Genomic DNA, 22932 nt, shown 5'->3' with positions numbered 1-22932 from the left:
GGCTGCGCCGAAATATTTGCCTCAGCTGTTAATATCCCACGCTTTCGCTCAACTACAGGATCAGATTGATGAAAGTCGCCATCCTTTCCGGCTCGGTCTACGGCACTGCAGAAGAAGTCGCCCGCCACGCCGCCGACATCCTCAAGGCCGCCGGCTTCGAGGCCTGGCACAATCCACGCGCCACGCTGGCGGATGTGCAAGCCTTCGGCCCCGAGGCGTTCCTTGCGGTGACGTCCACCACCGGCATGGGCGAGTTGCCCGACAACCTGCAACCGCTGTATTCGACCATTCGCGACCAACTGCCTGCCGCCTGGCGCGGTCTGCCCGGCGCGGTGATCGGCCTGGGCGACGCCAGCTACGGCGATACCTTCTGTGGCGGCGGCGAACAAATGCGCGAGCTGTTTGGTGAGCTCGGCGTGCGCGAAGTGCTGCCGATGCTGCGCCTGGACGCCAGCGAAAGCGTCACCCCCGAAGCCGACGCCGAACCGTGGTTGGCCGAGCTGGTCACTGCACTGCGCGGCTGACCGGAAATTCCCGCAGCAACGCCAGCCAGGCCTGGGCGGCCTTCGACAGATAGGCGCCCGCACGCCAGGTAAACGCAATGTCCCAGCGCAGGTCGTCGGGTGCCTTGAGCGTCAGGCGCACCACACCCGGTCGCACCAGTCCACGGGCAACCACGCTGGGCAATAGCACCACGCCCTGTCCGGCCGCGACGAGGGCGGCGAGGAAGTCAGCCTGGCCGCTGCGACCGATTTCCCGGGGAGTGAAACCTACCTGCTGGCAGGCCTGGATCAACCGATCATTGAGCACAAAGCTGCGCTGGTACATCAGGAACGGCGTGTCCGCCAGTTCCTCCAGGCGCACCTGAGCGTTGTGTGCCAGTGGGTGATCCATCGGCAGCAGGGCGTCGAGCGGTTCATCGCAGAAGGCTTGTCGGGCGAAGGCCGGATCACTGGAGTTCAGGCAGCCCCCCACATCCAGTTCACCATTGAGAATCGCCTGTTCGATCGTGCGACTGCCGCCCTCCAGCAACTGGATGGTGACTTTCGGGTAGCGCTTGCGGTACTCGGCAAACAGCCCGGCAAACAGCGTATCGCCCGCCAATAGCGGCAGGCCCAGGCGTAACTCGCCGCGGGTCAGTTGCTGCATATCATCCAGCTCACTGAGCAGTTCCGTTTGTAAGCGCAGCATGGCTTCAGCCCGTTGCAGCACCACTTCGCCGGTGGCGGTCAGGCGGATGTGGGAGCCGGTACGTTCCAAAAGCGGTGTGCCCAGGCTCTGCTCCAGTTGTGCCACTTGTTTACTGACGGCGGATTGACTGATGTGCAGCGTTTTTCCCGCTTGAGTGAAGCCACCCCGGTGGATCACTTCTACAAAACTGCGCAGCTGTTTGAATTCCATCTACTGAATTCCTGTTTGGAATAGCTTGCAGTCTAACAATTCGCTGTGGGGATAGGGCGCGCCTCTCTAAAATGGAGGCCTGCGAGGACCCAAAGCCCATGAAGCGTTTCATCCGTCTATTGATTGAACTGGTCGTGTTGTTGGCCATTTACCTGCTCGGTTGCCAGTTGGCCGTCTGGCTGGCGTGGCCGATCCCCGGTGGTGTAGTAGGCCTCGGCTTGCTGCTTGCAACCTTCGCCAGCGGCCTGGTCAAACCGGCGGCCCTGCAATTGGGCGCCGGTGTATTGATGGCTGAAATGTTGTTGTTCTTCATCCCCGCGCTGATGAGCCTGCTGGACTACGGTGGTCTGTTGCGCAATGACGGCTGGCGCATCTTGCTGGTAATTGGCTTCAGCACCTTGGCGGTGATGTTGGTGACCGCGTTCACCGTCGAACTGGTGTGCCGTTGGAGCCTGCGCCATGAAGCTTGAATGGATGCCGGTGTTCTGGCTCGCCTTGACCTTAGGTGCGTACATTTTCAGCCGCTGGATCTACCGCCGTACCGGCCGTTACCTGTTGTCGCCGCTGATCCTGGTGCCGGTACTCTTGCTGGCCGTGGCGGTGCCGATGAACACCGCCTACGCCGAGTACTCCGCCGACACCCACTGGTTGATGCTCGTGCTGGGCCCGGTGACCGTGGCGTTCGCGGTGCCGATCTGGCAGCAGCGCACGTTGCTGGCGCGTTACTGGCCGGCCTTGTTGTTGGGCATGATCGCCGGCAGCGTGGCCTCTATCGCCACCTCGTTCGGCCTGGCCAAAGCCCTGGCGTTGGACAGCTCGGTGACGATGTCCCTGGTGCCGCGCTCCATCACCACACCGTTCGCCATGCCCGTGTCGTCCGACCTGGGTGGCGTGCCGGAACTGACGGCCGTGTTCGTGATGTTCACCGGCGTATTCGGCGCCATGCTCGGCGGCGTGCTGCTCAAGTGGCTGCCGCTGCGCACACCCTTGGCGCGCGGCGCGTTGTTTGGCGTGGGTGCCCACGGTGCGGGCGTGAGCCGAGCCCACGAAGTCGGCGGCGAAGAGGGCTCCGTCGCGGGCTTGGTGATGGTGCTGACGGGGTTGCTCAACCTGTTCGCCGCGCCTTTATTGGCGGCACTTCTCTGACGTCGCCTGGATGGATTTCAACTATTCTCAACGCTGACTCGTACGGTCATCAAGCTGGCTGCCAAGGCAACTACGGCGGCAGAGACGTCTGACTAGACTGGCCCATCACCCCAAATAACAAGAAGAAAATGTGCCAAGGAGGTCGTTGCCGTGAGCCTTGCCCCCGTTCTATCGCCACAGAATGTCAAAGATCAGGTCAGCGCTGCCGAATGGCAGACCCGTGTCGACCTTGCCGCTTGCTACCGCCTGGTCGCGATGCATGGCTGGGATGACCTGATCTTCACCCACATCTCGGCCAAGGTGCCGGGCACTGATGACTTCCTGATCAACCCCTACGGGCTGATGTTTCATGAGATCACCGCGTCGAGCCTGGTGAAGGTCGACCAGGCCGGCAACAAGCTGATGGACAGCCCCTACGAGATCAACCCGGCGGGCTACACCATTCACAGCGCCATCCACGAAGTGCGCCACGACGTGACCTGCGTGCTGCACACCCACACCGCTGCCGGTGTGGCGGTGGCGGCACAGAAGCAAGGCATATTGCCGATCAGCCAGCAGTCGATATTCGTGCTGTCGAGCCTGGCTTATCACGCCTACGAAGGCGTGGCGCTGAATCATGAAGAGAAGGCCCGCCTGCAGGCCGATCTGGGCGACAACCACTTCCTGATGCTGCACAACCATGGTCTGCTGACCTGCGGCAGCACCATTGCCGACACCTTTCTGATGATGTTCACGTTCCAGCGCGCCTGCGATATCCAGGTGCTGGCGCAAAACGGTGGCGCTGAATTGATCAACATCGGCCCGCAGATTCTCGCTGGCGCCAAGGCGATGGTGGCGGCTGTCACAAAGAGCGCGCAAGGTATGGGAGGCGCGCTGGCCTGGCCGGCGTTGCTTCGTAAGCTGGACACTCAAGACCCTGGGTATAGAAGCTGATGCCACTCGCCGAGATCCCGCTGAGAGCCTGGCGCAAACGCAGCCAGACGTTCGACTTCCATGGCCGCACCCTCCGTTATTGGGTGGCGGGGCAGGGCGAGCCGTTGCTGCTGATCCATGGCTTTCCCACCGCCAGTTGGGACTGGCACTACTTGTGGCAGCCCTTGGCCCAGCGCAACTTGGTGATCGCCTGCGACATGCTCGGTTTCGGCGACTCGGCCAAGCCACTCGACCACGGTTACTGCCTGCTGGAGCAGGCGGATTTGCAACAAGCATTGCTGGAACACCTGCGCGTTGAGCAGCCGGTGCACGTGCTCGCCCACGACTACGGTGACAGCGTCGCCCAGGAACTACTGGCCCGGCACTACGAGGGTCGCTTTCAGATGGCCAGCTGCGTGTTCCTCAACGGTGGGCTGTTTCCCGAAACCCATCGCCCGGCGCTGGTGCAAAAACTCTTGCTGAGCCCGCTGGGCTGGATGATCGGTCGTGCCTTTGGGCGCAATGCCTTGGCGAACAGTTTCAACCAGATCTTTGGCCCTGATACCCGCCCCAGCGAAAGCGCGCTGGATGATTTCTGGAGCCTGATCGACTGCCATGACGGCACGCGCATCCTGCACAAACTCATTGCCTACATCCCTCAACGCCGCCGTATGCGTGAGCGTTGGGTGGCAGCGATGCAACAGGGCGATGTGCCGCTGCGGGTGATCGATGGCGAGATCGATCCGATTTCGGGCGCTCATATGGTGGAGCGTTACCGCGAGTTGGTGCCCCACGCCGACACGGTGCTGCTGGCCAATATCGGCCACTACCCACAGATCGAGGCGCCGGTGCAGGTGCTCAAACACTACCTGGCGTTTCGTGACCGGATTGGGCAGCCGACACCTCGATTGGCCTATTCCTGAGCTGACGACTATCCCCCAGCCTTATCGAACACCATTCAGCCCTGGCCGGCTTTATTGTGACCAGCGCCCCCTTGCCTGACACTCGACCTATTCCCATTGTCGCCATTGGAGTTCGGTATGAGTGAATCAGTGCAGTTCCAGGATAAGGTCGTGATCGTCACCGGTGCCGGCGGCGGATTGGGCCGTGCCCATGCGCTGCTGTTCGCCAAACATGGCGCCAAGGTGCTGGTCAACGACCTGGGCGGTTCCACCCAGGGCGAAGGCGCCAACGCTTCGGCTGCCGATCGCGTGGTGGCGCAGATTCGCGAAGCTGGCGGTATTGCTGAAGCCAACCATGACTCTGTCACCGACGGTGACAAGATTGTGCAGAACGCCCTCGATGCGTTTGGCCGTATCGATGTGGTGGTCAACAACGCGGGCATCCTGCGCGACAAGACCTTCCACAAAATGGACGACAGCGACTGGGACCTGGTTTACCGGGTGCATGTCGAGGGCGCCTACAAAGTTACCCGCGCCGCTTGGCCCCATCTGCGCGAGCAAGGTTACGGCCGGGTGATCTTCACCGCATCCACCTCGGGCATCTACGGTAACTTCGGCCAGTCCAACTACGGCATGGCCAAGCTGGGTCTGTACGGGCTGACGCGGACCCTGGCGCTGGAAGGTCGCAAGAACAACATCCTGGTCAACGCCATCGCCCCGACAGGCGGCACGCGCATGACCGAAGGCCTGATCCCGCCGCAGGTATTCGAGCGGCTCAAGCCGGAGCTGGTCAGCCCATTGGTGGTGTACCTGGGCAGCGAAGCGTGCCAGGAAACCTCGGGGCTGTTTGAAGTGGGCGGCGGCTGGATCGGCAAGACCCGTTGGGAGCGTAGCCTGGGGGTGGGCTTTGATCCGGAAACGGGCTTCTCGCCGGATGACGTGGCGGCGCATTGGCAGCAGATCTGCGACTTCGAAGGGGCGGCGCACCCCAAGGACAACATCGAGGCGTTGAAGGAGATGATGGCCAATTTGCAGAAGTTCAGCCTGTGATCGTTGCTTGAATAAGCTTGAATCCTACGGGGCGCTGATGGCGTCCCGTTTTATTCCAGGCATAAAAAAGGCCGCTGCATAGGCAGCGGCCGAAGTAAGACGTTGGATCAAGGAGCGACAAATCAACGTCAGTGAACACGGGTAACAGACTGAAAACAGGCATCAATCCATTTGAATCTGGCTTTTCTTCCCGATGGGGAAGCGGGCTATTTGCCCTGAAAGCCCGACAAGAATAGCCGCTTGTAACAAAATGAGTAATGCCGATTCGTGACAAGGACTGTTGCGCAATCAGCAACAGTTGCGCAGTCCTCCATACATCCCCCTGATAACCCTCCATCCACCTAATGCATGCCTGCGCCCGGAGCCCAGGCCAGAGCGCCGTGTCATCCTTTTGGGCGACAACACGAATCCCTCCTTGGTGCGCTTATCGCTCCCGTTGGGCGGCAGTAGGGTGGGGCCTTCTGTCACTCACCGGGGAAGACGCATGACAAGAACAACAATGCGCGCCATCTTCAGGCCACAGGCGCTGGCCGCTGCGGTTGCGTTGGGGTGCTGTGCCCAGGCACAGGCTGTTTCGTTCAACATTGGCGAGATCGAAGGGCAATTCGACTCCTCGCTGTCGGTGGGCGCGAGCTGGGGCATGCGCGACGCCGATAAAAAGCTGGTGGGCACCGTCAACGGCGGCACTGGCCAGGCGTCTACCGGGGATGACGGGCGCCTGAACTTCAAGAAGGGCGAGACCTTTTCCAAGATCTTCAAGGGTATTCACGACCTGGAACTCAAGTACGGTGACAGCGGCGTGTTCGTTCGGGGCAAGTACTGGTACGACTTCGAGTTGCAGGATGAAGATCGCGAATTCAAACAGATCAGCAATCACCACCGCGATGAAGGCGCGCGGTCTTCCGGCTACGAATTGCTCGATGCCTTCGTCTATCACAACTATTCCATTGGCGATCAGCCAGGGAACGTGCGGCTGGGCAAGCAAGTGGTCAGTTGGGGCGAGAGCACTTTTATCGGTAACTCCATCAACAGCATCAACCCCATCGACGTTTCAGCCTTTCGCCGGCCCGGTGCGGAGATCAAGGAAGGGCTGATTCCGGTAAATATGCTGTTCGCTTCCCAGAGCTTGACCAACCAGCTGACAGTGGAAGGTTTTTACCAACTGAACTGGGAAAATACCGTACTGGATAATTGCGGCACATTCTTTGGTGGGGATGTGGCGGCCCACGGCTGTAATGACAACTACACGGTCGGTAACCCGGCGATTGCGCCGTTGCAGCCTGTAGCCGCCGCGTTTGGACAGGGCTTTCAAGTGACCCGTGAAGGTGTGATCGTGCAGCGTGCACGGGATCGTGATGCCCGTGACAGTGGTCAGTTCGGTACGGCGTTGCGTTGGTTGGGAGATGACACCGAATACGGCCTGTACTTCATGAACTACCACAGCCGCACCCCGACGGTGGGCACCATCACCAACAATACAAGCCTGGCCAGGCTCGGTGCGATCTCCGGCGCAGCCAATGGCATCGCGCCCGGCTCGGGTGCAGGTCTGGTCCAGAGCCTGATGCTCGGTCGTGGCCAGTATTACCTCGACTACCCGGAAGACATCCGCCTGTTCGGTGCGAGCTTCTCCACCACCTTGCCTACCGGCACGGCCTGGACCGGCGAGATCAGCTATCGCCCCAATGCCCCCGTGCAACTCAACACCACCGACCTGACCCTGGCCCTGATCAACCCGGTTGCAGGCCAACTGGCCTCGCCGATCCGCAGCAACTTTGGCGACGACAACAAAGGCTACCGCCGCAAGGAAATCACGCAGATCCAAAGCACCATGACCCAGTTCTTCGACCAGGTGCTGGGGGCCGAACGCCTGACGCTGGTTGGCGAGGCTGCGTACGTGCACGTCGCCGGGCTGGAAGACAAATCCAAACTGCGCTACGGCCGCGACTCGGTCTACGGTGCCTATGGTTTTCAAGGCGACACCGACGGTTTTGTCACAGCCAATTCCTGGGGCTACCGCGCACGCGCGATCCTTGACTACAACAATGCAATTTTCGGGGTGAACCTCAAGCCCAACCTGTCGTGGTCCCATGACGTGGCCGGCTACGGCCCCAATGGTCTGTTCAACAAAGGCGCCAAGGCCATCAGCATCGGCGTGGACGCGGACTACCGCAGCACCTACACCGCCAGCCTGAGCTACACCGACTTTTTCGGTGGCGACTACAACACCCTGACCGACCGCGACTTCCTCGCCCTCAGCTTCGGCGCGAACTTCTGACCTGGCTTAAAGAAGGACAAGCATCCATGCGTAAGACAATTGCAGTGTTGGCCCTCAGCCTGTTGGCCACCCACGTGATGGCAGCGGTGTCGCCGGAAGAGGCGGCCAAGCTCGGCACGACCCTGACCCCGGTCGGCGCCGAAAAAGCCGGCAACGCCGACGGCTCAATCCCGGCCTGGACCGGTGGCATTCCTAAAAATGCCGGCGCCGTCGACAGCAAAGGCTTCCTCGCCGACCCGTTCGCCAGTGAGAAACCGCTGTTCGTGATCACCGCGGCCACTGTCGACAAGTACAAGGACAAACTTTCCGACGGCCAGGTGGCGATGTTCAAGCGTTACCCTGAGACCTACAAGATTCCGGTGTACCCAACCCACCGCACGGTCAACCTGCCGCCGGATATCTACGAGTCGATCAAGCGCAGTGCGCTGAACGTCAAGCCGATCAACGACGGCAATGGACTGGAAGGTTTCACCGGTAACCGTTACTACGCGTTCCCGATTCCGAAGAATGGCGTGGAAGTGCTGTGGAACCACATCACCCGCTACCACGGCGGCAACTTGCGCCGCATCATCACCCAGGCCACGCCGCAGACCAACGGCAGCTACACGCCGATCCGCTTCGAAGAGGAAGTGGCGGTCCCGCAATTGATCCCGGACATGGACCCGGCCAAGGCGGCCAACGTGCTGACCTTCTTCAAACAGTCGGTGACGGCCCCGGCGCGCCTGGCGGGCAACGTGCTGCTGGTGCATGAAACCCTCGACCAAGTGAAGGAGCCGCGCCTGGCGTGGATCTACAACGCCGGCCAGCGTCGCGTACGCCGTGCGCCGCAAGTGGCGTATGACGGGCCGGGTACTGCCTCCGACGGCCTGCGCACCTCGGACAACTTCGACATGTTCTCCGGCGCCCCGGACCGCTACGACTGGAAGCTGGTGGGCAAGAAAGAGATGTACATCCCCTACAACAGCTACAAGCTGGACCAGCCGACACTCAAGTACGACGACATCATCAAGGCCGGCCATATCAACCAGGACCTGACCCGCTATGAGCTGCACCGCGTGTGGGAAGTGGTGGGCACGGTCAAGCCGAGTGAGCGGCATATCTACGCCAAGCGCCACATGTATATCGACGAGGACAGCTGGCAGGTGGCGCTGGTGGATCACTACGACGGCCGTGGTCAACTGTGGCGTGTCGCCGAAGGTCATGCGCAGTTCTATTACGACCACCAGACTCCGGCCTACACCGTGGAAACCCTCTACGACATCATCGCCGGGCGCTACATCGCGCTGGGCATGAAGAATGAGGAGAAGAGCAGCTTTGTGTTTGGCTTCGCGGCCAAGGCGGCGGACTACACCCCGGCCGCATTGAGGGCCGAAGGGGTTCGTTGATCACCCTTTTACCTGGCCGGGACCCTTTGGGCTCCCGGCTTTTTTATGCCTGCCAATCACCCTGCTGAATACTTCTTCAACAACCGCCGACCACAGGACTAGGGTAGGCGCCACGTTGCATAACAATAAAAAAGCAGGATGCAGCAATGACCGCCATGACACGCTGCCTGGACCGTCCTGGATTCATGCCTCGGCTGTCCGCCCACCATCTATTGCGCCCACGTTTGGCCGAGCCTTTGCTGGCGGCGCAGGTCAGGGTCAAGTTGCTCTGCGCGCCTGCTGGCAGTGGCAAGAGTGCGCTGCTCGCCGAGTGCGCGTTGCAGGCACCCAAGGATTGCCCGGTGTACTGGCTGCCGCTCAATGGTGTTGCCCTGAGCCCCGTCGATCTTTGCCAGCGCCTGGCGCAGAACCTGGGTTTGCCGTTCACTGATGAAGCGACGCTGCTGTCGGACCTTGCGCGTTGGCAGGCCCCGGCGTGGGTGTTCCTCGATGACTTCTGCCGCTTGCCCGCGCCGGACACCGACGCTTTGCTCGATCGCCTGTTGACCGCCAGCAGTCCAGCCCTGACCTGGTGGCTGGGCGCGCGGCGTCGGCCACTGTGCAATTGGCCGCGGTTGCTGCTCGACGACGAATTGCTGGAGTGCGGCGCAGACTTGGCGTTCAGCCCTGTCGAGATCCAGCATTTGCTCACTCATGCCCCGGGACAATCCGTCGACAGCGTGTTGCAGTTCAGTGCTGGTTGGTGTGCCGGCGCGCGCATTGCCTTGCTGGGGGACGGCCACCCGGAAAAGACCTTGCTCGATTACCTGCAACACGAACTGTTCAGCACCTTGCCACCCGAACTGGCTGAAGCCTGGCGCGTGCTGGCACATCTGCCGCGCTTCAACGCTGGGTTGTGCGAGCACTTGTTCGGCTTTGGCGACGGTGATCAGTACCTGCACGATCTGCAGGCCTTCGGCGCGTTTATCCAGCCCTGGGAAGACACCGACTGGTTGCAGGTTTTTCCTCCGCTTTCCCATTTGGTGCGTGATGAGCCCTGGCCGGCCAAGCGTTCATGGCATCGCCGCGCCTGCCAATGGTTCACCGCCGAACAGGACTGGCAGGCCGCGTTTGAACAAGCCTTGCTCGCCGAAGAATATGAAGTGGCGGTGAGCCTGTTGCAGCACTTCAGTTTCGAAGACCTGTTCCGCCAGCAGAACGCGATGCTGCTGTTGCGCCTGCATGAACAGCAGGGCGACGAACTGATGCTCGGTTCGGCGCAATTGGTCGGGCTGTTGACCGCGGCGTTGCTGTTCGCCGGACGCTTCGAGCAGGCCGCGCAATGCATCGATCAACTGGCACGCTTCGCGCCGCAACCGACAGCGGCGCAGCAGCGCTATCTGCTGGCGCGCTGGCAGGCGCAGTGGGGCTGGCTGCTGCATCTGGGTGGCGATGCCGAACGTTCTCGCGAACACTTCCTCGAAGCGCTGCAAGCCTTGCCCGACAGCGCCTGGACGTCGCGGTTGATGTGCCTTTCAGGCCTGACCCAGCAAGCCTTGTTGCGCGGTGAACTGGACGTGGCCCAGGCCCTGAGCCGCGAAGCCTTGTGCCTGGCCCGTGCCCACGGCTCGTTGCTGCTCGAAGCCTTGTTGGAGCTGGATCACGCGCAACTGCTGGAGCAGCGTGGCGCTCCTTATCGGGCGCAAAGCCTGCTGGAGAATGTGCAGGCGATGCTGCTCGAGCAGCGCCTCAAGGCCGGGCCTTTGGTCGGGCGTATCGCCCTGCGGCGCGGGCACCTGGCGTTGCGGCAAGGGCAGGACAGCCTGGCTGCCGAGTGTTTCGAGGCGGGCTTGAAGATGTGCCTGCACAGCCAGGACAAGCGCGTGCTTTACGGATTTCTTGGACTGGCTCTGCTGGCCGCCAACCGTGGCGATTACGCCCAGGCCTTTGTGCAACTGCGCGATGCCGAGCGGCTGATGCAACAGCGTCAGGTGCCCGACACGGTGTACCGCGCGGTGTTGCTGTTGGTCAGCGGGCATTTCTGGTTGCAGCAGGGGCGTGCCGAATTGACAGTGGAAGCGGTGCGCCGCGTGCTTCGCCACTTTCGTGGGCCCCAGGCCAGACAAGCCCCGCCGGCCACTCTGGAGCTGGTGCCGCGCTTGGAGTACCTGCTGGTGCTGGCTGAAGTGAAACTGGGTTGCGCCGATCAATCGGTGGAGCGGCTCATGGCCTTGCTGGAGACCGCCCATCAGCGCGGCATGCTCTGCCTGGAAACCGAGCTGCACTTGGTGCTGGGCGAAGTGGCCTGGCAAGTCGGTGATTGCGCGCTGGCGCGCCGCTCGCTGCAAACCGGGCTGGCGTTGGCGACACGCTGCCAAGTGCAGCAAGCGATTCGCGAACTGCGGTTGCGCTCGCCGGGGTTGTTGAGTGAGCTGGGCATGGAGCCGCAAGCGCCAGCGTCGGGAGCGGTAGAGAGCCCACTCAGCCAGCGCGAGTTGGAAGTCCTGCAGTTGATCGCCCTGGGCAATTCCAACCTGGAAATTGCCGACCGGCTGTTTATCTCCCTGCATACGGTCAAGACCCACGCGCGGCGTATCCATAGCAAGCTCGGTGTGGAGCGACGTACGCAAGCCGTGGCCAAGGCCAAGACGTTGGGGTTGATGTCCTAGGCGCAAAACGCCTGTCGGTACTCGCCGGGCGTGGCGCCCATGGCTTGGCGGAAGCGATGGGTGAAGTGGCTGGCGCTGGAGAAACCGCACATCAAGGCGATTTCACTCAAGGGCAGGGCGCTGCTGCGCAGCAGGGCCTGGGCGCGGGTGAGGCGGCGCGCCAGCAGGTATTGGTGGGGCGGCAGGCCGAAGCTTTGGCGGAACATCCGCGCGAAATGGTATTCCGACAGCGCACACATCCCGGCGAGTTGGCCCAGGCTGATCGGGTCTTCCAGGTGCTGATCGATGTACTCCACTAACAGCCGTCGCTGATGCGCCGCCAGCCCGCCTTTCAATCGCAGCCCATCGCGGGCGCCGACTTGGCTGAGCAGGGTGTGGCTGAGCATTTCATGGGCCAGGCTACTGGTCAGCAGGCGCTCGGCGGGCTCGCGCCAGTTCAGCGCGATCAACTGGTGAAAGCGCCGGGCCTGGCTGGCGTCTTCCAGGAAGGTGCTTTCGCGCAATTCCAGGGTGCGCGGTTCGCGGTCGAGCAGGGTGACGCAGCCCAGGGCTAATTGCTCCGGGCTGAAGTACACATGGGCCAGGCGGATTTCGCCGTTGATCACCCAGGCCGACTGATGCTCGGCGGGCAGGATGCACAGCTTGTCGGGTCCGCCCTTGGTGCCCGGCTGGTCACGCCGAAAGGTGCCGGTGCCACCGCCGATGTAGCACGACAAGGTGTGATGGCTGGGAGCCTGGTAATCCTGGGCATCGTGATGGTTGCTCCACAAAGCCGCAGACAAGCCGTCACCGAGCTCGGCGCAGGCTTCGAGGCGTGCATTGGGCGAGCGGTTAAGGGCTTGAAAGACTTGCAGGGATTCCAGATCAGGCATGGTTCGTACTCTCCGACGCCTTGCATCCTACTCCGCGCGTTGAGTGCTGTGAGCCCACCAGCCGACAAAAGCGCAAGATTGTGCAAGAGCGCGCCATGGATCGCGGGCCACACTGTGGCTCAATCGATGGAGCCCGCTATGAACCTTTCCCTGTATTTACTCACCGTGCTGATCTGGGGCACCACATGGATCGCCCTCAAATGGCAACTGGGCGTGGTGGCGATTCCTGTGTCCATCGTCTATCGCTTCGGCCTGGCGGCGCTGGTGTTGTTTGCGCTGTTGCTGGTCAGCCGCAAGTTGCAGGTGATGAACCGGCGTGGGCATTTGATCTGCCTGGCCCAGGGCGTGTGCCTGTTCTGCGTCAACTTCATGTGCTTTCTCACGGCGAGCCAGTGGATCCCCAGCGGCCTTGTGGCTGTGGTGTTTTCCACGGCGACCTTGTGGAACGCGCTGAACGCCCGGGTGTTTTTCGGCCAGCGGGTGGCGCGCAATGTGTTGATGGGCGGCGGTCTGGGCTTGGCGGGCTTGGGCCTGCTGTTCTGGCCGGAGCTGGTCGGGCACACCGCCAGTCCGCAGACCCTGCTCGGCTTGGGTTTGGCATTGCTGGGGACTATGTGTTTCTCGGCCGGCAATATGCTCTCGAGCCTGCAGCAGAAGGCCGGGCTCAAGCCGCTGACCACCAATGCCTGGGGCATGCTGTATGGGGCGTTGATGCTGGCGACTTACTGCCTGGTGCGTGGTATCCCGTTTGAGATGGACTGGAGCGCGCGCTACCTCGGTGCGCTGTGGTACCTGGTGATTCCGGGGTCGGTGATTGGCTTTACCGCGTACCTGACGCTCGTCGGGCGCATGGGGCCGGAGCGGGCGGCGTATTGCACGGTGCTGTTCCCGGTTGTAGCGCTTAACGTCTCGGCGTTTGCCGAAGGGTACCAGTGGACTGCACCAGCGCTGGCGGGGTTGGTGTTGGTGATGCTGGGCAATGTGTTGGTGTTTCGTAAGCCTAAGGTTACGAGCCCGGTTTTCAACGCGAAGGCTGTCTAGTGTGGGAGCAGGCAAGCCAGCTCCCACATTTCGATTGGGGTGATCTTACTACTTCATTCCGAGGCGCTTGGCCATGCGGCCTAGGTTGGCGCGGTCCAGCCCGAGTTCACGGGCGGCGCTGGCCCAGTTGTGCTGGTGGCGTTCCAGGCAGGCATTGATGATCTGGCGTTGATAGTGTTCGGTGGCCTGGCGCAGGTCGCCGGTCACGCTGGGCACCGCATCGACCGGTTCGTCGATCACCGGCGCGCTGACATCGGGCAGGTCCAGGTCCTGAGCGTTCAGGCTTAGAATCTTCGGACGCTCGCGACAGTTTCCCAAGGCTTTGAGTGCGCTGCGTCCGATCAAATGTTCCAGCTCCCGCACATTGCCTGGCCAGTTATAGGCCAGCAGCGCCGCCTGGGCATCGCTGGTCAGGCGCAGACTGCCCAGGCCCATGCGCGACCTGTTCTGCTCAAGGAAAAAGCCGGCCAGCAGCAGCACATCGCGCCCGCGCTCGCGCAGCGCCGGCACTTGCAGCGGGTAGACGCTGAGGCGGTGATAGAAGTCGGCGCGGTAGCGACCATTGCGCACTTCGTCAGCCAGGTCGCGGTTGGTGGCGGCGATCAGACGCACGTCCACCTGGTGTTCCTTGTCCGAGCCCAGGCGTTGCAATTGACCGCTTTGCAGTACTCGCAGCAGCTTGGCCTGCACGGTCAGCGACAGTTCGCCCACTTCATCGAGAAACAGCGTGCCGCCATTGGCCAGTTCGAACTTGCCACGACGTTCGTTCAACGCGCCGGTAAAGGCCCCGCGTACATGGCCGAACAGCTCGCTTTCCACCAGGGTTTCCGGCAGGGCGGCGCAGTTGAGGCTGATCAGCGGTTTATCGGCGCGGGTTGAGGCGGCGTGGATGGCCTGGGCCACCAGTTCTTTGCCAACTCCGGTTTCGCCGGTGATCAGCACAGTAAGGTCACTGCCGCCCACCAGTTTGATCTCTTCCACCAGGCGCTTGTGGGGTTTGCTCTGGCCGATCATCTCCTTGTGCTGCTGGCCGCTGGCCTCGCGGTAGATTTCGGCGCGCAGGGTCAGGCGTTCGATACGTTCGGCCACGTTGACGGTGGCTGCGGCGAGGCTGGCGAAGGCTTGCAGGGCGTCCAGTTCGATGCGCTCGAAGCGCTCGGTGTCGAGGGCGTCCAGGGTCAGCAGGCCCCAGGGCTGATCGTCGACGAACAGCGGGCAACCCATGCAATCGTGGACTTCCAGGTGCCCGTGCAGTCCATCGACCAGGCCGTCGTAGGGGTCGGGCAATTCGCTGTCACTGTCAAACCGCGTAGGGCCTGGGCTGCTCAGCAACACGGCAAAGCGCGGGTGTTCGCTGACTTTGAAGCGCCTACCTAGGGTGTCGGCGCTCAAGCCGTCGACGGCCAACGGCACCAGCCATTCGCCGTCCAGGCGCAACAGCGCGGCGGCGTCACAGGGCAGCAGGGCGCGCATGGCTTGTAATAGACGACGATAACGCTCGCCTTCGGGCAGTTCACGGGACAGGTCGGCGACCAGGGGCAGCAGGGTGGTGAGCAGTGATTGCGCAGTCATAATGACTCCTTGTAGTCCTTATGACTATACTTTGTAGGAAGTCATACTGACTACAATTTAAATAAATCGTTGAAATTAAAGGATTTATTTGTTGGCACGAATACTGAGTAGGTAAAGGCAATCAGTAAAGAAGCCCAGGAGGCTCCCATGCTTAGTGCCCAAGACCGTGCCATCGTCAAATCCACCGTGCCCCTGCTGGAAAGCGGCGGCGAAGCGCTGATCACCCATTTCTACCGCATGATGCTTTCCGAGTACCCGGAAGTTCGCCCGCTGTTCAACCAGGCCCACCAGGCCAGCGGCGATCAACCCCGCGCCTTGGCCAACGGAGTGTTGATGTATGCGCGGCATATCGACCAGTTGGACCAACTGGGTGACCTGGTGGCCAAGATCATCAACAAGCATGTGGCCCTGCAGATCCTGCCGGAGCATTACCCGATCGTCGGCGCCTGCCTGCTGCGCGCGATTTCCGAAGTGCTGGGCAGTGAGATTGCGACGCCCGAGGTGATGAACGCCTGGGGCGCGGCCTATGGCCAACTGGCGGATATCCTGATCGGCGCCGAGGCGGCGATCTATGAAGAGAAAGCGCAGGCCCCGGGTGGCTGGCGGGGGGCGCGGCCGTTCATCATCGTCAAGCGCGTGGTGGAGAGTGACGAGATTATCTCCTTCTACTTTGCGCCGGTGGACAACAGTCCGATTCTTGCCGCTGCACCGGGCCAATACATCGGCATGAAACTGGTGCTGGATGGCGAGGAAGTGCGCCGCAACTATTCGCTGTCAGCCCTGACCGATTCGGGCCTGTACCGCATCAGCGTCAAGCGCGAAGCCGGCGGGCGGGTGTCCAACTACCTGCACGACCAACTGCACGTCGGTGCGACTATTGACCTGTTTCCGCCTTCGGGGGAGTTCACCCTGGCAGCCAGCGACAAACCGCTGGTGCTGATCAGCGGTGGAGTGGGCATCACGCCGACCTTGCCGATGCTCGAAGCCGCCCTGGCTACCCAGCGCCCGGTGCACTTCATCCACTGCGCGCGTAACGGCGGGGTGCATGCATTCCGTGATTGGGTCGATGCCCTGGCGGCCAAGCATCCACAGCTCAAGCGCTTCTATTGCTACGCCGAAGATGATGGCGTGAGCCCGGCGGCGGACAAGGTAGGCTTGCTGAGTCAGGAACAATTGGCGGCATGGTTGCCCGAGCAGCGCGACATCGATGCCTACTTCCTTGGCCCTAAAGGCTTCATGGGTGCGATCAAGCGCCATCTCAAGGCGCTGGGTGTACCCGAGAAGCAAAGCCGCTATGAGTTCTTCGGCCCGGCTGCGGCGCTGGAATAACACGCTCAAAAATGTGGGAGCGGGCTTGCTCGCGAATGCGATAGATCAGTCACTTACAGGTCGACTGACAAACCGCATTCGCGAGCAAGCCCGCTCCCACATTTGCTTATCTATTCCTCCAGGTTAATCCCCCGTTAACCCCCTCTGTTTAAACCACTCCCTGTGTGTAAACTTGCGGCCATTGGCACAACCAAACAAAGGGAAACGGTGATGAGTGACGAATTGCGTTTAGGCAGGGAGCGGCGCTTTCTGGTGTTGCTGGGCATCATCTGCCTGGCGCTGATCGGCGGTGCGCTTTATATGCAGGTGGTACTCGGCGAGGCGCCGTGCCCGCTGTGCATCCTGCAACGCTACGCCTTGCTGTTGATCGCGATCTTCGCGTTCATCGGTGCGGCCATGCGCACCAAAGGGGCGCTCACGTTTTTCGAAGGGCTGGTGATACTCAGCGCCCTCGGCGGTGTGGCCGCAGCCGGTCATCACGTGTACACCCAGTTCTTCCCCCAGGTCAGTTGCGGCATTGATGTGCTGCAACCGATCGTCGATGACCTGCCACTGGCCAAAGTGTTCCCCCTGGGGTTCCAGGTCGATGGCTTCTGCAGCACCCCGTATCCGCCCGTGCTGGGTCTGTCCCTGGCGCAGTGGGCACTGGTTGCGTTCGTGCTGACGGTGATCCTGGTGCCGTTGGGGATTTACCGGAATCGCCAGCGCAAAGCCTGAGCCCATCCCTGAAACGCCCCGGTCCTTCTTGAGGGAAGGCCGGGGCGTTTTTGTTTGTAGGGATTTGTGAATAGGACGTGACGCCGGACAAGTTTAGGTGCGCGCAGTGTGCGACATGTTGTCACACGGAAGCTGCCGCAGGACGTTTCTGACCCGCCGAACGGCCGCTTAAATTTGCATAAAACGGCCAAGATGTGCTGTCAGTTCGTGGTTCCGGCGAGGCCACGAACCTCAGGCCACGTCAGCAATTGCGTGATGTCCGAATGCCTTGTTTTATGGGGGCTTGCATCGCTTTGGCTTACCCTTACAGCCCATATGGGCTGCGACGGGTCGCCCTATAACACGGCATTTTTTGTGGTTTTTGTTGAGAATCGAACACGATAAGATCGCGAACCTTTGCAATATTGGTGAAGGATTATTGCTGTAATCGATAAAAATTATTTCTTTATAAGACATGGTTTATACATCGCTAGCTAACTACAATCGCCCGCACTGAATGTCCGGTGCTGTTCAATATTTGAGCACTGGAGCGGTCGAGGGGCAGATGGACGGCTCTGTGCGACCCCAAGGTTCCGACAGCCTTTCAACTATCCGCACCAAATGGAATTGGTCTGTAACAAGGCCTTTAACCACGAAATCGAATAAGAACTCACCGCAGGTCCGTGAAACGCCACCTAATGGCGCGATGGGCAGGCTCTTATTCAATCGAAGAGAAATGCCAACCCTTGGCAGGGTGAAGTGTTGGCGATCAAAACCCAACTGCATTGCGCAAGCTGCTTTAGAGGTCGTGAGATGAGTAAAAACAGGTACCCCCGATTACTAGGCTTTTTGCCGCTGCTTGGCATGATGTTAATGCTGGGAGGCTGCAAGTGGACCTTGATGGACCCAAAAGGACAGATCGGTCTGGATCAACGAAACCTGATCATCACCGCCACCCTGCTGATGTTGTTGGTTGTGGTGCCTGTGATCATCATGACCTTCGCCTTCGCCTGGAAATACCGCGCGTCGAACACCAGCGCGACCTACGCGCCGAAGTGGTCGCACTCCACCAAGATTGAAATCGCAGTGTGGCTGGTGCCGATCCTCATCATCATCGCCCTGGGTTACATCACCTATAAGTCGACCCATGAGCTGGACCCGTACCGTCCGCTGGAATCCGACGTCAAGCCGATCAACATCGAAGTGGTCGCGCTGGACTGGAAGTGGCTGTTCATCTACCCGGACCTGGGTATCGCCACCGTCAACGAAATCCAGTTCCCAGAGAACACTCCGCTTAACTTCCGGATCACCTCCGACGCCGTGATGAACTCGTTCTTCATCCCAGCCCTGGGCGGTCAGATCTACGCGATGGCAGGCATGCAGACTCGCCTGCACCTGATCGCCAACGAAAAAGCTGAAATGGAAGGCATCTCCGCAAACTACAGCGGCGCTGGCTTCACCGGCATGAAATTCAAAGCGATCTCGACGAGCCAGGAAGGTTTCAACGCCTGGGTAGCCGAAGTCAAGGCCGCACCTAAACAGCTTGATCAAGCTGAATACGATGCCCTGACCAAACCAAGCCAGAACAACCCAGTCGCTCTGTACTCCGCGTATGAGCCGGACCTGTTTCAGAAAATCGTCGACAAGTACGAAGGTATGAAGCCAGGCAAGCCGGTCAAGCACGAGAAGAAAGAAGTGGCCGCGGTTGAAGGTTCTGACACGGGCTCGCATTCAACTGCTGGGGCAGAGGAGTAAACGATGTTTGGTAAATTAAGTTGGGATGCGGTCCCGTTCCACGAGCCGATCGTAATGGTGACCATCGCCATGATCGCGCTGGGTGGTCTGGCACTGTTTGCAGGTATTACGTACTTCAAGAAGTGGACCTACCTGTGGACCGAGTGGTTGACGTCGGTCGACCACAAGAAAATCGGCGTCATGTACGTCATCGTTGCCATGGTCATGCTGCTGCGTGGTTTTGCCGACGCCATCATGATGCGTACCCAGTTGGCCATGGCCACCGAGGGTTCGCCTGGCTACCTGCCACCTGAACACTATGACCAGATCTTCACCGCTCACGGTGTGATCATGATCATCTTCATGGCGATGCCATTCTTCACCGGCCTGATGAACCTTGCCTTGCCGCTGCAGATTGGCGCGCGTGACGTTGCCTACCCGTTCCTGAACTCCCTGAGCTTCTGGCTGCTGGTTTCCGGCGTGGTGCTGATCAACGTGTCCCTGGGCGTCGGCGAATTCGCCAAGACCGGTTGGGTTGCGTATCCGCCGTTGTCGGGCCTGCAATACAGCCCTGGCGTGGGTGTGGACTACTACATCTGGGCCCTACAGTTATCAGGACTCGGGACGACACTGACGGGGGTCAACTTCCTGGCCACCGTCCTGAAAATGCGCGCCCCTGGCATGAAACTGATGGACATGCCGATCTTCACCTGGACCTGCACCTGGGCCAACGTCCTGATCGTGGCTTCGTTCCCGATCCTGGCCGCTACCATGGCGCTGCTGTCGCTTGACCGCTACCTGGATTTCCACATTTTCACCAATGAACTTGGTGGCAATCCAATGATGTACGTGAACCTGTTCTGGGCATGGGGTCACCCTGAGGTGTACATCCTCATCCTGCCAGCGTTCGGTATCTTCTCCGAAGTGATCTCGACCTTTACCGGCAAGCGCCTGTTCGGTCACCACTCGATGGTTTATGCATCGGGCGCAATCTCGGTACTGGGCTTCATGGTGTGGCTGCACCACTTCTTCACCATGGGTTCGGGTGCCAGCGTCAACGCCTTCTTCGGCCTGGCGACGATGCTGATTTCCATCCCGACGGGGGTGAAGCTATTCAACTGGCTGTTCACCATCTACCACGGTCGTCTGCGCATGACCAGCCAGGTCCTGTGGACCCTGGGCTTCATGGTGACCTTCGCCATTGGCGGCATGACCGGCGTACTGCTGGCCATCCCGGGTGCTGACTTCGTGCTGCACAACAGCCTGTTCGTGATCGCTCACTTCCACAACGTGATCATCGGCGGCGCGGTATTCGGTTACATCGCTGGTTTCAGCTTCTACTTCCCGAAAGCGTTCGGCTTCAAGCTGCACGAAGGCTGGGGCAAGGCTGCATTCTGGTTCTGGATCTCGGGCTTCTTCGTCGCGTTCATGCCGCTCTATGCACTGGGCTTCATGGGCATGACCCGTCGTCTGAACGCCACCACCAACCCTGAGTGGGTGCCGTACCTGTACGTCGCCATGTTCGGTGCGGTGATGATTGCTGTGGGTATTGCCTGCCAGCTGATCCAGCTGTACGTGAGTGTCCGTGACCGTAAGCAGAACGCTTGCGAATCCGGTGACCCATGGAATGGCCACACCCTGGAATGGTCGACTTCGTCGCCACCGCCGTTCTACAACTTCGCCGTGATCCCTACTGCGAACACCATTGATGCGTTCACCGAAGCCAAGGAAGACGGTACTGCGTACCAGCGTCCTAAGCACTACGAACCGATCCACATGCCAAACAACACCGCCACTGGCGTGGTGATGGGCGCGCTGTTGACCGTGTTCGGTTTCGCGATGATCTGGCACATCTGGTGGCTGGCAATCGCGAGCCTGGTGGGCACCATCGGCTACTTCATTGTCCACGCTGCACGTGATGATCAAGGCTACATGGTGCCGGTCGAGACGATCGAACGCATCGAAGCCGAGCAACACGCTCGCCTGGTCGCCGAGAAGAAAATCCCGGCCAACCGTGTAGAAACCTCGTTGGAACAGGCTTAAACCATGTCGAACTTAGTGACCAATGCTGGACACGCCCATGTCGATGACCATGGGCACGATGACCATCACCACGACTCGGGGCCGATGACCGTTTTCGGTTTCTGGCTCTACCTGATGACCGACTGCATCTTGTTTGCGTCGATCTTCGCGGTGTACGCGGTACTGGTAAATAACGTAGCGGGTGGCCCGTCGGGCCACGACATCTTCGAACTGCCTTACGTGCTCGGCGAAACCGCCTTGCTGTTGTTCAGTTCGATCACCTACGGCTTCGCCATGTTGGCCTTCTACAAGGGCAACAAGAAAGGCGTACTGAGCTGGTTGGCGCTGACCTTCCTGTTCGGCCTGGGCTTCATCGGCATGGAGATCAACGAGTTCCACCTGCTGATCTCCGAAGGCTACGGCCCACACCGTTCCGGCTTCCTGTCCGCGTTCTTCACGCTGGTAGGTACCCACGGTCTGCACGTAACGGCTGGCCTGCTGTGGATGGCGGTGATGATGTATCAGGTCAATAAACACGGCCTGACCAACACCAACAAGACTCGCCTGAGCTGCCTGAGCCTGTTCTGGCACTTCCTGGACGTGGTCTGGATCTGCGTCTTCACCGTTGTTTACCTGATGGGGACTCTGTAATGGCTAATGCACACTCCCATGACCATGACAGCCATGATGCAAGCCACGGCAGCGTTAAGTCGTACGCCATCGGCTTCATCCTGTCGGTAATCCTGACGCTCATCCCGTTCGGTCTGGTGATGTACCCGACCCTGCCTAAGTCGATCACCTTGATGATCGTGCTGGCATTCGCGGTGATTCAGGTTCTGGTTCACCTGGTGTACTTCCTGCACCTGGACCGCTCCAAAGAGCAACGCGATAACGTGATTGCGTTCGTGTTCGCAGGGTTGGTAATCCTGCTGCTGGTTGGCCTGTCGATATGGATCATGTTCAGCATCCATACGTTCATGATGGCGAAGTGAGGTAAGACCCGATGTCGCTTAAGCACTTTATCCAAATCACCAAACCGGGGATCATTTTCGGTAACGTGCTTTCTGTGGCGGGCGGTTTCTTCCTGGCCTCCAAGGGACATGTCGATCTGGCCATCTTCCTGGCTGCAATGATCGGCACTTCCCTGGTGGTAGCTTCCGGTTGTGTGTTCAACAACTGCATCGACCGTGACATCGATATCAAGATGGAACGCACCAAGAATCGTGTGCTGGTCCAGGGCCTCATCTCCCTGAAGCTGGCACTGATCTACGCGACCGTCCTCGGTGTTGCCGGCGTGGCGTTGTTGTACAAGGTGGCCAACCCGCTGGCGGCGCTGTTTGCCGTGATCGGCTTTGTCATCTACGTCGGCCTCTACAGCCTGTACCTCAAGCGCAAGTCGGTTCACGGCACGCTGGTGGGCAGTCTGTCGGGAGCGATGCCGCCGGTGATTGGTTATGTGGCTGTAACCAATAGCTTCGACATGGCCGCGCTGACGCTACTGGTGATGTTCAGCCTGTGGCAGATGCCGCATTCCTACGCCATCGCGATTTTCCGCTTCAATGACTACCTGGCTGCTTCGATTCCGGTCTTGCCGGTAAAACGTGGCATCCAGGTCGCCAAGAAACACATCCTGCTGTACATCCTGGCCTTCCTTGTGGCGACCTTGATGTTGACCTTCAGTGGCTACGCCGGCATGAGCTACCTTGCCGTCGCCGCCGCCATGGGCATGTACTGGTTGTACATGGCCTGGACCGGCTACAAGGCGGTGGATGACACCGTCTGGGCTCGCAAGCTGTTCGTGTTCTCGATCTTCACCATCACCGCGCTCAGCGTGATGATGTCCCTGGATTTCCAAGTGCCGAAAGAGCTGTTGCTGACCTACGCTCACTGAGTGGTCCTGCAGTGAAAAAGCCCCGCCTTCGAGAGAAGCGCGGGGCTTTTTCTTGG

The 22932-nt window shown here is 60.3% G+C and carries 20 protein-coding genes; 17 read left to right on the top strand and 3 right to left on the bottom strand.

The genetic code is table 11. The annotated features are described in order from the left end of the window. Positions 1-68 precede the first annotated feature (68 nt). Positions 69-524, top strand: a complete 456-nt coding sequence (locus EJ576_RS25275; RefSeq protein ID WP_122814845.1) for a flavodoxin — start codon at positions 69-71, stop codon at positions 522-524. Here EJ576_RS25275 and EJ576_RS25270 read toward each other — a convergent pair. Beyond that, the gene (locus EJ576_RS25270; RefSeq protein WP_028617895.1) at positions 505-1401 is read right to left on the bottom strand and encodes a LysR family transcriptional regulator; all 897 of its coding nucleotides are present in this window, start codon (positions 1399-1401) and stop codon (positions 505-507) included. The two genes, EJ576_RS25275 and EJ576_RS25270, sit on opposite strands and share 20 nt — an antisense overlap. A gap of 98 nt (positions 1402-1499) precedes the next feature. On the opposite strand from EJ576_RS25270, the gene EJ576_RS25265 reads away from it, so the two are divergent. The 8 genes from EJ576_RS25265 (at position 1500) to EJ576_RS25230 (ending at position 11719) form a co-directional block, all read left to right on the top strand. Continuing rightward, positions 1500-1871: a CidA/LrgA family protein gene (locus EJ576_RS25265; protein WP_126571411.1), complete on the top strand. Its 372-nt coding sequence runs from the start codon at positions 1500-1502 to the stop codon at positions 1869-1871. Beyond that, the gene (locus EJ576_RS25260; protein WP_123477938.1) at positions 1861-2547 is read left to right on the top strand and encodes an LrgB family protein; all 687 of its coding nucleotides are present in this window, start codon (positions 1861-1863) and stop codon (positions 2545-2547) included. Before EJ576_RS25265 ends, EJ576_RS25260 begins: the two co-directional genes overlap by 11 nt. Before the next feature lie 150 nt (positions 2548-2697). Continuing rightward, a complete protein-coding gene (locus tag EJ576_RS25255; protein WP_126571410.1) occupies positions 2698-3480 on the top strand; it encodes a class II aldolase/adducin family protein in 783 nt (260 codons plus the stop codon). Continuing rightward, the gene (locus EJ576_RS25250; protein WP_068932145.1) at positions 3480-4382 is read left to right on the top strand and encodes an alpha/beta fold hydrolase; all 903 of its coding nucleotides are present in this window, start codon (positions 3480-3482) and stop codon (positions 4380-4382) included. The genes EJ576_RS25255 and EJ576_RS25250 overlap by 1 nt, the downstream gene beginning before the upstream one ends. Before the next feature lie 117 nt (positions 4383-4499). Further along, complete coding sequence (locus EJ576_RS25245) at positions 4500-5411, top strand: SDR family oxidoreductase (protein WP_028617890.1); 912 nt, start codon at positions 4500-4502, stop codon at positions 5409-5411. Between the two features lie 484 nt (positions 5412-5895). Next, positions 5896-7686: a DUF1302 domain-containing protein gene (locus tag EJ576_RS25240; RefSeq protein ID WP_122683432.1), complete on the top strand. Its 1791-nt coding sequence runs from the start codon at positions 5896-5898 to the stop codon at positions 7684-7686. Between the two features lie 26 nt (positions 7687-7712). After that, on the top strand, positions 7713-9071 hold the full coding sequence (locus tag EJ576_RS25235; protein ID WP_126571409.1) for a DUF1329 domain-containing protein: 1359 nt from the start codon (positions 7713-7715) through the stop codon (positions 9069-9071). A 146-nt stretch (positions 9072-9217) separates the two neighbouring features. Further along, on the top strand, positions 9218-11719 hold the full coding sequence (locus tag EJ576_RS25230) for a LuxR C-terminal-related transcriptional regulator (RefSeq protein ID WP_126571408.1): 2502 nt from the start codon (positions 9218-9220) through the stop codon (positions 11717-11719). Here the strand turns inward: EJ576_RS25230 and EJ576_RS25225 are convergent. Further along, positions 11716-12591 carry a helix-turn-helix domain-containing protein gene (locus tag EJ576_RS25225; protein ID WP_126571407.1) on the bottom strand — a complete coding sequence of 292 codons (876 nt, stop codon included), beginning with the start codon at positions 12589-12591 and terminating at the stop codon, positions 11716-11718. The genes EJ576_RS25230 and EJ576_RS25225 overlap by 4 nt on opposite strands. 138 nt (positions 12592-12729) lie before the next feature. Here EJ576_RS25225 and EJ576_RS25220 point away from each other — a divergent pair, with 138 nt between their 5' ends. Further along, on the top strand, positions 12730-13632 hold the full coding sequence (locus tag EJ576_RS25220; protein ID WP_126571406.1) for a DMT family transporter: 903 nt from the start codon (positions 12730-12732) through the stop codon (positions 13630-13632). A gap of 48 nt (positions 13633-13680) precedes the next feature. On the opposite strand, the gene norR is transcribed toward EJ576_RS25220, so the two are convergent. After that, positions 13681-15204 (bottom strand): nitric oxide reductase transcriptional regulator NorR, encoded by a 1524-nt coding sequence (gene norR / locus EJ576_RS25215; protein ID WP_126571405.1) that lies wholly within the window; start codon positions 15202-15204, stop codon positions 13681-13683. A 147-nt stretch (positions 15205-15351) separates the two neighbouring features. Here norR and hmpA point away from each other — a divergent pair, with 147 nt between their 5' ends. From hmpA to cyoE, 7 genes are all read left to right on the top strand, one after another. After that, complete coding sequence (gene hmpA, locus EJ576_RS25210) at positions 15352-16533, top strand: NO-inducible flavohemoprotein (protein ID WP_126571404.1); 1182 nt, start codon at positions 15352-15354, stop codon at positions 16531-16533. 210 nt (positions 16534-16743) lie between these two features. Beyond that, positions 16744-17250 carry a disulfide bond formation protein B gene (locus EJ576_RS25205; RefSeq protein ID WP_010206438.1) on the top strand — a complete coding sequence of 169 codons (507 nt, stop codon included), beginning with the start codon at positions 16744-16746 and terminating at the stop codon, positions 17248-17250. Positions 17251-18042: 792 nt separating this feature from the next. Further along, positions 18043-18984 (top strand): ubiquinol oxidase subunit II, encoded by a 942-nt coding sequence (gene cyoA, locus EJ576_RS25195; protein ID WP_028617882.1) that lies wholly within the window; start codon positions 18043-18045, stop codon positions 18982-18984. A 3-nt stretch (positions 18985-18987) separates the two neighbouring features. Then, the gene (cyoB, locus tag EJ576_RS25190) at positions 18988-21006 is read left to right on the top strand and encodes a cytochrome o ubiquinol oxidase subunit I (RefSeq protein WP_028617881.1); all 2019 of its coding nucleotides are present in this window, start codon (positions 18988-18990) and stop codon (positions 21004-21006) included. Between the two features lie 3 nt (positions 21007-21009). Continuing rightward, positions 21010-21636, top strand: a complete 627-nt coding sequence (locus EJ576_RS25185) for a cytochrome o ubiquinol oxidase subunit III (RefSeq protein WP_010206435.1) — start codon at positions 21010-21012, stop codon at positions 21634-21636. Continuing rightward, positions 21636-21977 (top strand): cytochrome o ubiquinol oxidase subunit IV, encoded by a 342-nt coding sequence (gene cyoD, locus EJ576_RS25180; RefSeq protein ID WP_010206434.1) that lies wholly within the window; start codon positions 21636-21638, stop codon positions 21975-21977. Before EJ576_RS25185 ends, cyoD begins: the two co-directional genes overlap by 1 nt. A gap of 11 nt (positions 21978-21988) precedes the next feature. Further along, the gene (gene cyoE / locus EJ576_RS25175) at positions 21989-22876 is read left to right on the top strand and encodes a heme o synthase (protein ID WP_003194050.1); all 888 of its coding nucleotides are present in this window, start codon (positions 21989-21991) and stop codon (positions 22874-22876) included. Positions 22877-22932: the final 56 nt, after the last annotated feature.

Origin of the sequence: Pseudomonas sp. C 49-2, from assembly GCF_003970195.1 — a bacterium.
Lineage (GTDB): Bacteria > Pseudomonadota > Gammaproteobacteria > Pseudomonadales > Pseudomonadaceae > Aquipseudomonas > Aquipseudomonas canadensis.
The sequence above is the reverse complement of the archived record's forward strand: the minus strand, read 5'-3'. Positions and strand labels throughout refer to the sequence as shown.